Origin of the sequence: Brevibacillus sp. NPDC058079 (assembly GCF_042885155.1) — a bacterium.
Lineage (GTDB): Bacteria > Bacillota > Bacilli > Brevibacillales > Brevibacillaceae > Brevibacillus.
On sequence record NZ_JBHVSO010000013.1, the window covers coordinates 108,481 to 123,863 of the forward strand.

Annotated in this window: 13 protein-coding genes and 1 riboswitch; of the genes, 3 read left to right on the forward strand and 10 right to left on the reverse strand. The window is 49.1% G+C overall.

The features are described from left to right. Position 1: 1 nt before the first annotated feature. Both ACFVS2_RS28815 and kdpB read right to left on the reverse strand, forming a co-directional pair. On the reverse strand, positions 2 to 1,324 hold the full coding sequence (locus ACFVS2_RS28815; protein ID WP_390239740.1) for a methyl-accepting chemotaxis protein: 1,323 nt from the start codon (positions 1,322 to 1,324) through the stop codon (positions 2 to 4). Between the two features lie 37 nt (positions 1,325 to 1,361). Then, positions 1,362 to 3,362, reverse strand: a complete 2,001-nt coding sequence (gene kdpB, locus ACFVS2_RS28820) for a potassium-transporting ATPase subunit KdpB (RefSeq protein WP_390239742.1) — start codon at positions 3,360 to 3,362, stop codon at positions 1,362 to 1,364. A 167-nt stretch (positions 3,363 to 3,529) separates the two neighbouring features. Here kdpB and ACFVS2_RS28825 point away from each other — a divergent pair, with 167 nt between their 5' ends. Continuing rightward, positions 3,530 to 3,898 carry a Na-translocating system protein MpsC family protein gene (locus ACFVS2_RS28825; RefSeq protein WP_173620951.1) on the forward strand — a complete coding sequence of 123 codons (369 nt, stop codon included), beginning with the start codon at positions 3,530 to 3,532 and terminating at the stop codon, positions 3,896 to 3,898. Positions 3,899 to 3,954: 56 nt separating this feature from the next. On the opposite strand, the gene ACFVS2_RS28830 is transcribed toward ACFVS2_RS28825, so the two are convergent. From ACFVS2_RS28830 to ACFVS2_RS28855, 6 genes are all read right to left on the reverse strand, one after another. Beyond that, positions 3,955 to 4,365 (reverse strand): hypothetical protein, encoded by a 411-nt coding sequence (locus ACFVS2_RS28830; protein ID WP_390239744.1) that lies wholly within the window; start codon positions 4,363 to 4,365, stop codon positions 3,955 to 3,957. Between the two features lie 18 nt (positions 4,366 to 4,383). Continuing rightward, positions 4,384 to 5,319: a glycine betaine ABC transporter substrate-binding protein gene (locus tag ACFVS2_RS28835; RefSeq protein WP_390239746.1), complete on the reverse strand. Its 936-nt coding sequence runs from the start codon at positions 5,317 to 5,319 to the stop codon at positions 4,384 to 4,386. Further along, positions 5,316 to 6,155 carry an ABC transporter permease gene (locus tag ACFVS2_RS28840; protein WP_390239748.1) on the reverse strand — a complete coding sequence of 280 codons (840 nt, stop codon included), beginning with the start codon at positions 6,153 to 6,155 and terminating at the stop codon, positions 5,316 to 5,318. Before ACFVS2_RS28840 ends, ACFVS2_RS28835 begins: the two co-directional genes overlap by 4 nt. Continuing rightward, positions 6,139 to 7,365: a quaternary amine ABC transporter ATP-binding protein gene (locus ACFVS2_RS28845; protein WP_390239750.1), complete on the reverse strand. Its 1,227-nt coding sequence runs from the start codon at positions 7,363 to 7,365 to the stop codon at positions 6,139 to 6,141. The genes ACFVS2_RS28840 and ACFVS2_RS28845 overlap by 17 nt, the downstream gene beginning before the upstream one ends. Positions 7,366 to 7,758: 393 nt before the next feature. Then, a riboswitch (cyclic di-AMP (ydaO/yuaA leader) is annotated at positions 7,759 to 7,905 on the reverse strand. Between the two features lie 745 nt (positions 7,906 to 8,650). Next, complete coding sequence (locus ACFVS2_RS28850; RefSeq protein ID WP_390239752.1) at positions 8,651 to 8,851, reverse strand: cation transporter; 201 nt, start codon at positions 8,849 to 8,851, stop codon at positions 8,651 to 8,653. Between the two features lie 64 nt (positions 8,852 to 8,915). After that, a complete protein-coding gene (locus ACFVS2_RS28855) occupies positions 8,916 to 11,336 on the reverse strand; it encodes a heavy metal translocating P-type ATPase (RefSeq protein WP_390239754.1) in 2,421 nt (806 codons plus the stop codon). Positions 11,337 to 11,642: 306 nt separating this feature from the next. Here ACFVS2_RS28855 and ACFVS2_RS28860 point away from each other — a divergent pair, with 306 nt between their 5' ends. Further along, complete coding sequence (locus tag ACFVS2_RS28860; protein ID WP_390239756.1) at positions 11,643 to 12,551, forward strand: VanZ family protein; 909 nt, start codon at positions 11,643 to 11,645, stop codon at positions 12,549 to 12,551. Positions 12,552 to 12,628: 77 nt separating this feature from the next. Here the strand turns inward: ACFVS2_RS28860 and ACFVS2_RS28865 are convergent, their stop codons facing one another. Continuing rightward, entirely contained in the window at positions 12,629 to 13,555 is a 927-nt protein-coding gene (locus tag ACFVS2_RS28865) for a pseudouridine-5'-phosphate glycosidase (protein WP_007728920.1), read from the reverse strand. A 3-nt stretch (positions 13,556 to 13,558) separates the two neighbouring features. After that, entirely contained in the window at positions 13,559 to 14,659 is a 1,101-nt protein-coding gene (locus ACFVS2_RS28870) for a carbohydrate kinase (protein WP_017247166.1), read from the reverse strand. A 188-nt stretch (positions 14,660 to 14,847) separates the two neighbouring features. Between ACFVS2_RS28870 and ACFVS2_RS28875 the strand changes: the two genes are divergently transcribed. Next, positions 14,848 to 15,294 (forward strand): MarR family winged helix-turn-helix transcriptional regulator, encoded by a 447-nt coding sequence (locus ACFVS2_RS28875; RefSeq protein ID WP_173620958.1) that lies wholly within the window; start codon positions 14,848 to 14,850, stop codon positions 15,292 to 15,294. The last annotated feature ends 89 nt before the right edge of the window (positions 15,295 to 15,383 follow it).

The following is a 15,383-nucleotide window of genomic DNA, read 5'->3' on the forward strand; positions in this document are numbered from 1 at the left end:
CCTATGTCTTGAATCTGCGAATCAAACTTTTTTGCTGGTGCGCCAGCTTGCTGAGTGAATCAATGCACTCACGAAATGCCTCCACCGCACTGTTTTGCTGATAGGCCGCTTGTGCCACTTGATCAGCCCGCTCAGATGCCGCCTTCGCGATTTGTGCTAGCTGACCCATTTGGGCTGTCACCGTCACCGTTTTGCCCGAGGTATGATCCAGCCCTGTCGCGACTTGCTTAATGTGCATGGATACTTGCTGAACCGCTAGACTTATTTTTGCAAAAGCATCTCCTGCTTCCTTTACGACCGTCACGCCGGAAGCGACCTCTGTATTTCCGCCCTCGATGGACCCTACTGCCCGGGCAACATCTTGTCGCATCTGTTCGAGCATGTCAGCGATCTGCTCCGCTGCTTGCCTGGATTGATCTGCGAGCTTTCTCACCTCCACGGCTACAACGGCGAAGCCTTTGCCTGACGCTCCCGCTCGTGCCGCTTCAATTGCGGCATTGATCGCCAAAAGATTTGTCTGATTCGCCATCGCCTTAATGATTGCCACACACGCTTCAATCTCCCTTGATCGCGTACCCAGCTGCGTCACGGCTTTCTCAGTCGTGGTAAAAGCAGCCGCGATGTCTGCCATCTGCTGCACGGTTTTCGCGATGACTTCCGTTCCCGTTTCGGCTGCCGCAGAGGCGCTTTTGGCTGATCCGAAAACATGCTGCGCGTACTCCTCCATTTGCTTCACAGCTTCTTCTACGCGTTCCATCGAATCGACGGTTTGATCGGAGCCTTTCATTTGCTCCCCAGCGCCATCCACCAGCTCTTGCATCGCTACGACAACCGATCGGCTGTTTTCCGTTGCTTGCAAGGCATTCGTCGCCAGCTCCTCAGAAGCATTCGCGACATGATCCGCTCCCGTACTGATTTGCCCGATCAAATTGCGCAAATTACGCGCCATCTGGTTAATCGCTTGCGCTACCTGCCCCACCTCATCCTGCATAGCGATCTGAATCTCTGCTCCCGTCAAATCTCCTGCTGCCATTGTCTCTGTCGCATCAGCAATGACACGAATGGATCGGCTAATACGGCCAGAGATGATCCAGCCCAATCCGATGATCAAAACAAACATTCCAACACTCGTCACATAGATGTAGGAAAGCTCCTCAAGTACGCTCTTTTCTACTTGCCTGATTGCATCTTCCCCAAGTCCCAAACTGGCATAGCGCACATTCATTTCAACCAGTTTTGTGTAATAGAGCTGCCCCAGCACTCCGATTAGCAGGGCCGCAGCGACAAAGCCGCACATGATTTTGGAACGCAACGATACGTTCACGTGAGTACACCTCCGTATGTCATTCATAGCTGTTTGGTTACCAGAACAGTTGCAGTCCCATATCAATCAGCTTGATTCCGATAAAAGGAAAAATGATTCCTCCTACGCCGTAAATCAACAGGTTCCGGACGAGAAGCTGGTTCGCATTCATTGGCACATAGCGCACTCCTCGCAAAGCCAGCGGGATTAACAGTGGGATAATAATCGCATTGAATAATAGTGCGGATAGAACCGCACTGGACGGAGACTGCAGGTTCATGATGTTCAAAAGCTGCATCTCGGGTACTTGCTCGACCAGCATCGCAGGGATGATCGCAAAATACTTGGAAAAGTCGTTCGCGATACTAAAGGTCGTCAATGCGCCGCGGGTCATGAGAAGCTGCTTCCCGATGGAAATGACCTGCAAAATCTTCGTCGGGTCTGAATCGAGATCGACCATGTTAGCCGCTTCCTTCGCAGCCGTTGTCCCGCTGTTCATCGCGATGCCTACATCAGCTTGGGCCAGAGCTGGCGCATCATTTGTGCCATCACCGGTCATCGCGACCATTTTCCCTTGTGCCTGCTCTTCCCGGACAATCCTGATTTTGTCCTCGGGCTTGCTCTCAGCGATGAAGTCATCTACGCCTGCCTCTTTGGCGATGGTGGCCGCTGTCAGTGGATTGTCGCCTGTGCACATCACGGTTCTGATGCCCATTTTCCGCAATTCTTCGAAACGCTCACGAATCCCCGGCTTCACCGTATCCTTCAAGTAAATCAAGCCAAGAACCTGACTGTCCTTGCATACAGCGAGCGGAGTACCGCCTTGCAGCGAGATTCGCGCGCTTTTTTCTTCAAGGTCTGGCGGCACCATGCCACCGTGCTCCCTGACATAGGCACTGATGGCGCTAACTGCTCCTTTTCGATAGTGGACGCCTTTGTAATTCAAACCGCTCATGCGCTCCTCGGCAGTAAACGGGATAATCTCTCCTTCGTACGCTTTGACATCGCAGACAACATGGTTTGCTTGGGCGAGCATCATGACGGAGCTTCCCTCTGGCGTATCATCGAACAGCGAAGTGAGCACAGCGACTTCCATGAGCTCCTTCTGGTCGACTCCCGCTACGGGAACGAATTCTGCCGCCAGTCGGTTTCCGTACGTGATCGTGCCTGTCTTGTCCAAAATGATCGTGTTGACATCCCCAGCCGCTTCTACTGCCTTACCCGACATGGCAATGACGCCAAAGCGAGTGACACGATCCATCCCCGCAATGCCAATGGCCGATAACAAGCCACCAATCGTGGTCGGAATGAGGCATACGAGCAAAACGACTAAAACGGAGATATCCAGCTCGATACCCACATACGAAGCAATCGGAACCAGCGTGACGACGACAATTAAAAAAATAAGCGTGAAGACGATGAGGACCGTATTTAAGGCAATTTCATTCGGAGCCTTTTGACGTTTGGCTCCTTCAATGAGCATAATCATCCGATCCAAAAAAGAGTCCCCGGGGTTCGTCGTAATTTTGACGACGATAGAATCACTAATGACACGTGTCCCACCGGTTACGGACGTCTGGTCACTGCCCGCCCTTTTGATGACCGGAGCCGACTCACCCGTGATCGCAGATTCATCAATCGAGGCCAAACCATCGATAATGTCACCATCTCCTGGGATGATATCTCCTGTTTCGACCAAGACCCGATCACCTTTGCGCAGCTCGCCAGATGAAATAACCTGCACACTGCCATCGGCTTTGAGTCGCTTGGCCTCCGTATCTCGCTTGGCTCGCCGCAATGTATCTGCTTGTGCTTTCCCGCGTCCTTCTGCCAATGCCTCAGCAAAATTCGCGAACAACACCGTGAATAATAAAACGGAAAAAACGACTGTATTCCACCCTACCTGATCCTCCGTACCAAAATACTTCGGAAACAACAGCATCAGCAAAATCAGAACCGTCCCGAGCTCTACGACAAACAGCACGGGATTCGACTTCATGACAAGCGGATTCAGCTTGCGAAAACTATCAAGCAGGGCCTTTCCTATCAATTGTTTCATAGCTCCTCCACATGCAATAACGCATAGATCAAATATAGAAAAATACCAACAGCAAAAATGGAGACGATCACCACAGGAATGTTTTCCCCCTCTTTTTTCGTAGGTTGACAGCCCCAAGACGGCTGAGTAATATTAGGCACAATGATAAATTATGGGAGGTATGGCGTTTGGCCATCTCTAACAAAAAAAAGCTGGAAGCCGAAATCAGCGAAGCATTCATAAAATTTCAGCGCGAACTGATTGGACGAGGTCCACAGGAAGCGAAGACCTACATCGTCGGTGATATGGTCATCGTCAGATTCAAAGGTGTTCTCACCGTCGAAGAAAAGCATCTGTCCAGTCACGATAAAGGTCGCCGCATCGTAAAAGAAATGCGCGAGGTTCTCCGTGAAATGTACAGCGAAGAATCGGAAGAAATCGTAGAAAAGCTGACAAGCCACAAGGTATTATCGAGTCATAGCGACATCAGCACGAAAATGGGTGAACGGATCGAGGTTTATGTATTGGACAAGGACCTCGAAAAAATGTTGGGCTAATTTTACGAAATGCGGCTCCGCCTTCATTTGCAGGCGGAGCCTTTTCTATTCCTCTCTTACCCACTCATCTGTTCAGCCAACCAGCCGTAGCCTTTATACCCGGGCTGGCTCACAATGACGTGATTCGCTCCGAGCGCCTTGTATAACATCGCGTTCCGATGCTCCTGCGTCATCACAAAAATCCGGCAGGTGCCCAACTGCTTGAACAGTGTCAGCAAGTCACGTCCCTCCGTCCACTCATCGGGAAAGATGTAGACGGAATGGTAGAGCAGCAAGGATTCCTGATCGCGGTAGCACTCGTCAAATGAGATGGGCAAAAAACGCTGAATCGTCTTGTCTCCAGGCACCGCAGTCAATGAAAAGGCACCGGGATTCCTCCCCCAAAAAGCTGGCAAACTGTCGCAGCATAGTGTCTGAACAAAAGAAGTGAATGCTTCTCCCTTGCCAATTACGAGATAATGCTTCATAGCAGCGCCTCCCCTTCCTTATTGGAGATCCTCAATGGACGAGATGTTCATGTACGAAGGAACCACGAGTCCGATTTTGGTTCCGTCGAGATTCGGACCCAAATCCTCGATTTGCCCACCAAATTTTTTCACATAGCTCTTATCTGTAGACGGCAGCCAAGCCGCAACCATCCCATCTACATCCCCAATGGCCACTCCTGCCCACATCGGTCCAGTCTGCACCTGACTCAATTCGACTTCATACCCCAGCTTCTTCTCCAGCACATGCTCTACGACATGCGAGCTGGCAATCTCGGAATCCCATGCTACATAAGCGAGAGTTAGTTTCTCTTTTTGAACAGGCTTAATGCCCTCTACCCATTTCGCTACTTTGGCTTCGTTGTTTTTTACCCATTCCGCAGCGGCCACTTCTGGATCTTTTCCGTCAATCATTTGAACCATGACCGACTCCATATCGGCTGGCTCCCACCAGAACTTATCCAGAAATTGATAGGCAGCAGGCTGATCCTCTTTCAGCCCTTTGCGCACGATGGTATGGATTTGTTCCGCTCCGCCAAAGCCGTTCTTCGGATCCGCCAAATATTTCAAATCCATCTTTTTAAACATCCAATGCGGTGTCCAGCCCGTAATGATAATCGGTTCCTTCGCTTCGTACGCCTTGATCAAAACTGCTGTCATCGCTGCATCTGAGCCTTCGACAAGCTGCCACTTATCCAAGCCATACAGGTTCATGACTTCCTCTGTCTTCACCATCGAGCCAGCTCCTGCGTCGATTCCGATGATTTTGTAGTCGAGCTTTTCTCCTAGCGCGTTGTCCGACGTCTCAGAAGGAATAGGACCGATCACCGTTGCTGTCGGTATTTGTGTGTTTGTGTTTTGGCTGGAGCAGCCTGCAAGCCAAGCTGTCGCTCCCATCATCACTGCCAGTAAAGCTGGAACCGTTTTGTTCATCATGTATTTCTCTCCTTTTTTCCTGCATGTTGAGTAAGCCGATCCAAGACGATAGCGATGATCACGATGGATAGCCCCGCCTCGAATCCTCTTCCTATATCCACTTGGGAAACGGCACGATATACGTCTGCACCCAAGCCTTTCGCCCCGATCATAGCCGCTATGACCACCATCGACAGGGCGAGCATGATGCACTGATTGACTCCCGCCAAGATCGTGGATTTCGCATACGGCAGTTGTACTTTCACGAGCTTTTGCCACCCAGTTGCGCCAAAGGCGTCCGCCGCTTCCTCCATTTCCGCTGGGACCTGACGTATGCCTAAGTTCGTGAGACGCACGATTGGCGGCAAAGCAAAAATAACGGAGGCAATGACTCCCGGCACCTCGCCCAAGCCGAAGAAAAAGATCGCGGGAATCAAATAAACGAACGCTGGCATCGTCTGCATCAAATCCAGTACTGGCGTGACCAGATTGCGAAACGTATCGTGTCTCGCGCAAAGAATGCCCACTGGAACCCCGATGGCGATCGAAATCATGGTGGAAGTGAGGACGAGTCCCAATGTCTCCATCGTTTCATCCCAGTACCCCAAGTTGTGGATGAGAGAAAGTCCGATAACCGTAAAGACCATGGACGCTCTCCCTGCAAAAACCCACGCAGCGGCCCCTAGCAGCAAGATGAGAATCAGCGAAGGTATCTCTGCCAAAACCGTGGAACAGTAAGTCACCATCGTGGAAATGACGATAGACATTGGATCAAACAATACCCCTTTGTACTGGCCCAGCACCTCCACGAACCCTTCCATCCATTCGCCAATCGGCAGCTTAGGCACGACGTCCATCACTCATCACCTCTGCTCTCTGGTGCTCTTGGACATTGACTTTGCCTACCAGCCCGCCAAACACCGCTCCTTTTACGATGACACCCAACAAACGCTGCTGCTCGCCCACTACAGCAATCGGGACGTGCAGATCTGCCATCATCGGAAACAAACTGTGCAGACGTGCGTCAGGTAAAACGGTAGGGAGGTCGGTTTTCATGATCATCTCCAGCGAATCTCCCGAACCGATCGCAAGTGATACGTCATACGCCGTAATCAAGCCGAGCAGTGTGCGCTTTTTGTCCACGACGTACAAGCTGGACACACCGTTATCCATCATGAGTTGCAGCGCCACTCGCGCCCCTTTGTCAGGCGTGATTGCTTCTGCCCGTTTCATCACATTTTCAGCAACGAGGACCCTGGACAGGTCGGCATCCTCCACGAATTTCCGCACGAATTCATCCGCTGGGTCTGCCATGATTTCTTCCGGGCGGCCGATCTGAATGATCTGTCCGTCTTTCATAAAGGCAATCCGATCGCCCAGCCGCAACGCCTCGTGCAAGTCATGTGTAATGAACAGGATCGTCTTTTTCATCGTCATCTGAAGCTCCAGCAGCTCATCCTGCATATCTTTTCGAATGAGCGGGTCCAGTGCACTGAACGCTTCGTCCATCAAGAGAATATCTGGATTATTAGCCAACGCCCGCGCCAATCCGACCCGCTGGCGCATCCCTCCGCTCAATTGATCCGGGTACGCATTTTCCCACTCGGTTAATCCAACAAGCGCGAGTGCTTCCCGTGCTTTTTCTTGCCGGAGCCCTGGTGGTACTTGTTGAATCTCCAATCCAAACTCGACGTTTTCTCGTACCGTCCGCTGAGGAAACAGGGCGAAATTTTGGAAAACCATCCCGAGCTTCTTCCTCCGCACCTCGCGCAAAGCCGTCGCCTTCATGTCCACGATCTCTTCCCCATCGATCTCGATGCTTCCGCTCGTTGGGTCAATCAGTCGATTACACAGTCGGATTAAGGTTGATTTGCCACTGCCGGACAGGCCCATGATCACGAAGATTTCACCTTCCTCGACTTCAAAGCTGACCTGATTTACCCCGATAGACTGGCCCGTTTGCTTGTAAATTTGTTCTTTTGTACGTCCTTCCGCCAGCAGCTTCAAGGCCAGCTCGGGCTGCTTGCCGAACACTTTTGTCAGTTGATGGACTTTCATTTTGGGCATGGTATCCCTCATCCTTCGTTTTTTCGTAAATGTAAAAAGCCCGCGAAGTTTCCACACTCCAGCAAAACCAAGCAGGCACGCTTGATTTTTACTCGTGTTGAAAATCCGCAGGCTTACGTAATACCTGGCGTCCATTTTCAGGACGCCCTGTACTCTGTCTTCCTGATTTCGATTGTCAGCGGTTTATGTCGTACCAACTGCCTCCCAGCGATCCACATCATTTCTTTCACGACTGTATCGCGTAAGCTGCTTATCGGTATTGCCATAAAAAATAGGCCGATCCATCCTTTTTCTCCAGAACAAAGGTCCCAAAGAAAAAGCCTGCATCGGCCTATTACACGCCCGCAAGGAATCCCCTTGTTGCGCATAAAATGCCTAGACTTTATCCATCCATGACCTTCCCTGCTTTGGCCGACGAGGTTAGCTGACGGGTAGGATGGCAGAGAAGACATTTCCTCATCCCTCCTGATCACTCAGGATTAACCCCAAAAGATTGGTTCCCCCGCTTCCGAGAATCTCGGAACTAGGCCGTATGTGTTGTTTCCTATTGAATCGTGATTGTGATTTGAATTATACGCTCGCTTCCAGTTATTGTGAACGTTCGTTTAGCACGGTTTTAACCGGATTACGGCTTTCTTTATGAGTCGGATTGAATTAGCTGTTGGTTGCTTATTCGATTGAAAGATTAGTGCGCTATACTCGCTATTGTGGCGGGAAGGAAACAGGAGAAAACGCTCAGATTCTTGGAACCCCTGCGAGGGAGCATGGGGTGCCCGGCTCCGTGAAAAAAAGCGAAACCGCGTCCAAAGTTGACTGTTCAGGATGCGTCTCAGAGGTGGACGCTAAAAGCAGTTTCTCTTTTTTTCACTACGCCTCGGTAGGTGTGTCCAAAGATCTTCGCTTATTTCTCCTGTTTCCTCTACGAGCTGTTGAGTTTCTACATGCTTTTTTAAAGACCTTTTGAATGCTACTTTCAAGATGAAAAAAGCGACTTGGGAAGAAGAACATTTCCAGTCTCAGCGCCTCTGGAGCCCTACCTAGCGGAGAAATGAATGGCGGGGGTTTTCAGCTTTTATCACATACAAAAACGTTGTAACGTTTTCAGTTTTGAAGCGCTCCCGACATTCATTTCGTAGCGGACAGTTTAACCCCTTGCGGGGCGTAGGCCGAAGCGTAGACTGGAAATGGGCTTCTTCCCCTCCACTACAGCCACTTTTACCTCAACACAAAAAAGCTCCCGCCTCAATGAATCAGGCAGGAGCTTTGCTTTTCAAAGACACGCTGATTAAACGACGTCGTAGCCTTGGTCTTCGATTGCTTCTTTTACTGCATCGATAGTCAAGTTGCTCTCGTTGTAGGAAACCTCAACCTTTTTTTCTGCCAGGTTTACTTTGCCTTCTGCACCCAGATCTTTCAATGTGTTCTCGATGCGTGCTACGCATTTGTTGCAAGACATACCTTCTACGTTCAATGTGATATTTGTCATGATCAATCTCTCCTTACATTTTATGTTGTATAGGTAAGGCGGACAAAGCCGCTTGTTACTGTTGTTACAGCTTTACTCGTTGCAGTCTCAGTGCGTTGAGTACAACGGATACGGAGCTGAAGGCCATTGCGGCACCAGCGAGCCATGGAGCGAGGAAGCCGATTGCGGCAATCGGGATGCCCAAAGTGTTGTAGGCCAATGCCCAGAACAGGTTTTGCTTGATGTTGCGAATGGTGCGTTTGCTCATCTCGATGGCGTCAGCGACACTAGTCAGTTCGCCGCGCATCAAGGTAATATCGGCTGCTTCCATAGCCACATCTGTACCTGTACCGATTGCCATACCGACGTCAGCGGTAGCAAGTGCAGGAGCATCGTTGATACCATCGCCGACCATCGCTACTTTTTTGCCTTGTTCTTGCAGTTTTTTCACTTCTGCGGCTTTGCCTTCAGGCAGGACTTCTGCGATGACGTGATCGATTCCTGCTTCACGGGCAATGGCCTCGGCAGTTTGACGGTTGTCACCGGTCATCATGATTACAGTCAGTCCCATTGCTTTCATGCGCTGAACAGCTTGCTTGGAGGTTGGTTTGATCGTATCCGCTACGGCAATCAAGCCAGCGAGCTTGCCTTCGACGACTGCGAGCATCGCCGTTTTACCGGAGCGCTCCAGTGCCAGCATGGTATCAGACACTGCTTGGTACGAAATTTGATGTTTTTCCAGCAAGCGACGAGTACCGACGAGTACTTCTTTGCCAGAGACGGTTGCCTGGATACCGAAACCAGGAATGGCTTCAAAAGATCCTGTATCGGTCAGGGTGATTCCTTTATCCGCAATACCGCGAACGATGGCTTGAGCCAATGGGTGCTCGGAATTTTTCTCAGCGGCACCGACCAAAGAGAGCAGCTCTTGTTCTTCGATATCAATGGCGATGACGTCTGTCAGTTCTGGCTCGCCTTTGGTTACGGTCCCTGTTTTATCGAGGACGATCGTATCCAGGTGGTGAGCCGTCTCCAGATGCTCCCCGCCTTTGAACAGGATGCCCAACTCAGCTGCGCGTCCAGAGCCCGCCATGATCGAGGTCGGTGTAGCCAAACCGAGGGCGCACGGGCAAGCGATTACGAGTACAGCAATTGCTTTTTCCAAAGCCTCACCGAAGTTGCCAGGTATAACGAAGAAGTACCAGATCAAGAAGGTAAGAATAGCAATCCCTACTACGATTGGGACAAAAATCCCGGAGATGCTGTCAGCTACGCGCTGAATCGGTGCTTTTGTTCCTTGTGCTTCTTCCACTACTTTAATGATTTGCGCCAGAGCCGTTTCTTTTCCGACTTTGGTTGCTTGAACCTTCAAGAAGCCGTTTTTGTTCAAGGTGGCGCCGATAACGGTATCGCCTGCGGCTTTATCCACCGGAATACTTTCACCAGTCAGCATCGATTCATCAACTGCGGACTGTCCTTCCATGACGATGCCATCGACAGGTACTTTGTCGCCCGGTTTCACGTGAACGACGTCGCCCAGTCTCACTTCTTCTACAGGAATGGTCATTTCTACGCCATCCCGTACGACTACTGCTGTTTTTGCTTGCAAACCCATCAGCTTGCGGATCGCTTCCGAAGAACGTCCTTTTGCTTTCATCTCAAACAGTTTACCCAAGACGATCAACGTGATCAGTACCGCACTGGTCTCAAAGTACAGCTCCAGCATGTGGCCGCCATGAGCACCGATGGAATTGATCGCGACCCATAAACTGTAGAAATAAGCAGCTGAGGTACCGAGAGCAACCAGCACATCCATGTTGGCACTCTTGTTGCGAAGGGCTTTGAAAGCTCCCACGTAAAACTGTGCTCCGATGATGAATTGTACCGGTGTTGCCAATGCGAGCTGTACCCACGGATTCATCAAGATTTCAGGCAGCCAGATAAACGAGGTGAAGGAAAAGTGGCTCACCATCGACCAGAGCAGCGGGAGCGACAGAATCGCGGAAATCCAGAACTTGCGGGTCTGCCGATTGATTTCTTCCTGGCGACGATCTACTTTTTCTTCTTCTTTTCCATCTTCCTTGCGCGTCGCCTGATACCCTAGCTTCTCTACCTTTTGAATAATGTCCGTCACACTTACCTGTGATGAATCGTATTCGACTGTGGCTGTTTCCATCGCCAGGTTCACGTTTGCCTTCAAAACCCCAGCTGTTTTGTTCAAGCCTTTTTCGATCCGTGTGGAGCAAGCCGCACATGTCATTCCCGAGATGTTTAGCTCCACCTTGTCAGTGACGACGCCATAGCCGAGCGATTCAATTTTGGAGCGGATGTCGTCGATATTCGTTCTCGTTGGATCGAACACCACTGTGGATTTTTCCAAAGCCAGATTGACATTGGCGGTCTCCACTCCCTCCATTTTTCCCAAGCCCTTCTCGATGCGCAGTGCACAAGCTGCGCAAGTCATCCCTGAGATTGCGACTGTTGCCTCTGCTGTTTTGGCGCTCATTATAATCCCTCCAAATACCCTCAAGGGGTATATTTTATCGTATCGTTTCCCTTACGTTGTTTCCTGATCACACCTTTACTATACAATACCCCCTCAGGGTATATCAAGCACTTTTTTCAATTTTTTTCTAAATGGGCTGTAAGCTGGCGTCTGTACTGAACCGGCATCAGTTTGTTTACTGTTCTTTTTCGTAATTTCTAACCACTTTTTTGTGTTAAATGAAGGATGTGACTAACAACTAATCACTTACGTATTCATTCAGAGTAAAATCATTCAGATACAAATAGCTTTAAGGAGATTGAAATTATGGAAACGAAATCACGGAAAGTCATTTTAGCTGGTACCATATGCTATACGATTTTAATTTTATTTTTTATGTTCTTTGCGTTTAACAGGCTCGACGGTGCAACTAGTGTAGATGGATACACCTTTATCCTTGCTCCAGAAGGAGTGCCACTTAAATTTCCAGAACTAAATTATTCATGGATCGTTGATTTCGGAAACGTTGCTGCTTTTATCCCTTTTGGAATACTATTTCCCCTGTTGTATCGTGTAAGATTTGGGAAGTTCATATCCTTGTTTGTCTTAGCGATTCTCGTTCTAGAAACTGTTCAGGCCCTAACATATCTTGGTAGCTTTGATATCAATGATGTGATATCCAATACAATAGGGGCAGCGATTGGTTATGTTGCCTATCGAGTTGGATTTTCTTCAAACATTTCTTATAAAAAGCTCATGACTTCGGCTCTATCTATTGTTGTCCTTATAATTGGAGTCATGGTGGTTTCTGAAATCATCAAAAAAAGGGAAGGCCCTATTCAGTCATTAACTGTTATGAAAGAAGTGACAGGAACTACACCTACGACTGAGAACCTCCCAAGCTTCACCGTAGCAGGTGAGCGAATAGAGCCGAAAATGAACGTGTATAGCAGTGAAGGTGAATCAACCAAAACATACAGCTATATTCTTGGGAACAAAGAAAATGTCTGGCTTTATTTCTATTTCGGTATTCCCGACAATGGAGACGTGAAAGGTGAAGCCAAAATCACCGTAGATGGACAAGAAATATCTCAGTTAAACGAACAATCTTATCAAGGGGCAGAGGCTTTGCGGGAGTTGCCTTTTAACGAGGTAAACGAAATTACCATTATCGTTTCTGGAAACGCTAAGCTGTGGGACGTTGGAATCCGTGGAATGCAACATTGGTGGGAGTGAGTAAAATAAACGAAACGAGCCCTAGAAGCGATTCTAGAGGCTCGTTTTTCTTTGACTGTTTTGTTGTTCAATCTCTCTTATTTACCTTGATTCGCTTCTTTCTGATAAGCTGCCGCGATTTTCGCAGCTACTTCAGCATTATGTTTCACCAGCGCGATGTTCGTTGCCAAGCTCTTGCCTTCTGTCAGCTTTTTCACTTTATCGAGCATGAATGGCGTTACCTGTTTACCTGCAATGTTGTTTTCTTTTGCTTCTGCGAGTGCTTTCTGGATCACAGCCTCGATTTCCTGGTGGTTCAGTGCATCAGATTCTGGTACTGGGTTCGCGATAATCATACCGCCTTTGAGTCCCAGATCCCATTTGGTGTTCATCATCTTACCGACTTCTTCCGGAGTATCGATGCGCATGTCTACGCCAAATCCGCTTTCGCGAGCGAAGAAGGATGGGAATTCATCTGTGCGGTAGCCCACAACTGGTACACCTTGTGTTTCCAAATATTCGAGTGTGCGGCCGATATCGAGGATCGATTTCGCGCCTGCGCATACTACAGCTACATCTGTTTGCGCCAGCTCAGTCAGGTCAGCAGATACGTCCCAAGTGATTTCGCCTTCACGGTGTACCCCGCCGATACCGCCAGTTGCAAACATGTGGATGCCAGCCATCTCAGCTGCGATCATGGTAGCTGCTACTGTAGTCGCACCGATTTTACCGCTAGCCAAAATGTACGCGAAGTCGCGACGGCTTACTTTTGCTACATTTTTGTTCGTCGCAAACTCTTCCAGCTCGCTGTCAGTCAAACCGATTTTGATTTTGCCGTCCATGATCCCGATCGTAGCTGGTACAGCACCGTTGTCGCGAATGATTTGCTCTACTTCTTTTGCCATTTCAATGTTTTGCGGATATGGCATACCGTGCGAAATAATCGTCGTCTCCAGAGCAACTACCGGCAGGTTGTTCTCCAGTGCGTGGCGTACTTCCTCAGTAAAGGTCAAATATTGTTTCATCTCTTATCGCTCCTTTTCGAATTGTTCTACGGCCAGTTCCAATTGTTCTGCTTTTAATAGAGGAGATACGGACTGCTCTGTTTGCAATGTCAGAGCCGATGCTGCCAATCCAAGGCGGCACGCTCTCTGGAAAGACTCTCCGTTTACAATGCCATACAAGAGTCCCGACGCGAACGCATCTCCCGCACCTGTTACATCTACCACTTCCGTTGGATATGGAGACATATGCTCCTCAACGTCCTCGGATTGATAGTAAATGCCTTCTTCGCCCAAGGTCACGATGACGTGCTTGACGCCTCGTTCCCTGATCTTGCGGCAAGCCTCGGCGCATTCTTCGATCGTCGTGATCTTCATGCCAGCCATCAGCTCGGCTTCTTCGCGATTCGGCAAAATCGCTTCTACTCCGTCCAATTGCTGTGGGAGCTTCTTTGCTTTAATGGAAGAGACCGGGTCAACGAAGAGCAGGATGTTTTCCTCCCGGCATCGTTCGATGATGTAGGCCAAGCAGTCCGCCGGAATGTTTGTATCGATGAAAACCACGTGGGCAGCTGCAATGTGCGACCATTTCTCCGCGAACATCTCTGGTGTGAGAGCATCGTAAATATCCATGTTCGCCAAGGAAACAACCATCTCGCCATCAATATCGAGAAGCGCAGTATACGTTCCCGTCCGCTGTGTAGGCAGTCGCCACACTTGGCTGATGTGCACCCCGTGCTTTTTCGTCTCCTGCAAGAGCCATTCGCCTTCTTTGTCCTCACCAATGCTGGTAATGAGTGACGTATTGCAGCCAAGACGACCGAGGTTCTCCGCGATATTCCGTGCCACCCCTCCACACGATTCCATAATCGTTACGGGATTGGATGATTGTAGACGCACCTGTTGCTTTCCGCGTGCTTTGCGGTCCAGGTTGGCTCCACCGATACAAGCAATCATTCCTTCATCACGAAGTACATAAGCCCGACCTTTGATTTCCCCGCGTTTGGTCAACTGTGCGATGTAGCCAGCTACCGCTGAACGTGAGATGCCAATCAGATCAGCCAGCTCCTGTTGCGTGATAAAAGGATTTTGCCGGATATGATGAAGGATCTGCATGTCTTTTTCCACGGTCATCCTCCTTTCTTCTGTTTCGCTTTCACAGCTCGTTTACAAACAAAAGTTTATCATAGGGACAATTGTTTGTACAGGCGTGTTTTTTATTTTATTTTTTATCTCAATTTGACAAATCTGATTATGATCATGTAGGATTATCTTAAATTAAAGATATCGAAATTTCGATGTATAGGAGGGTCCATATGTCTGACAAACCACTGCGAAATGATCCCCTCGATCTTTTTGTAGTTTTATCGAGGTCATACAACTGGGTTACCGCTCACTCCAATCGTCACATTCGCCAACATGGACTTAATCCAACCGAATTCGGGGTACTAGAGGTATTATTTCATAAAGGTCCTCAACCATTGCAGCAAATTGGCGAAAAAATCTTGATCTCCAGCGGAAACATCACATACGTTGTGGACAAACTCGAAAAGAAGCAACTGCTCATTCGCAAGCCCTGTTCGGCAGACCGCCGCGTCATTTATGCGGAACTCACAGATAAAGGGCATCAATTCTTATCCGAAATCTTCCCTCCTCATCAACTCTCCATTGAGAAAGCGATGGAAGGTCTCACACCAGAAGAACAGCGTCAAGCAATCGAGCTGCTAAAAAAGTTGGGACGCACTGCTCAGGCTTCTTATTAGATGAGCAGTCCTCTCTCTCCACCACAATCGTTTTAAAAAAGTGTTGACAAAAGATCTTAAACGTAATAATCTTAAAATCAAGATTTACA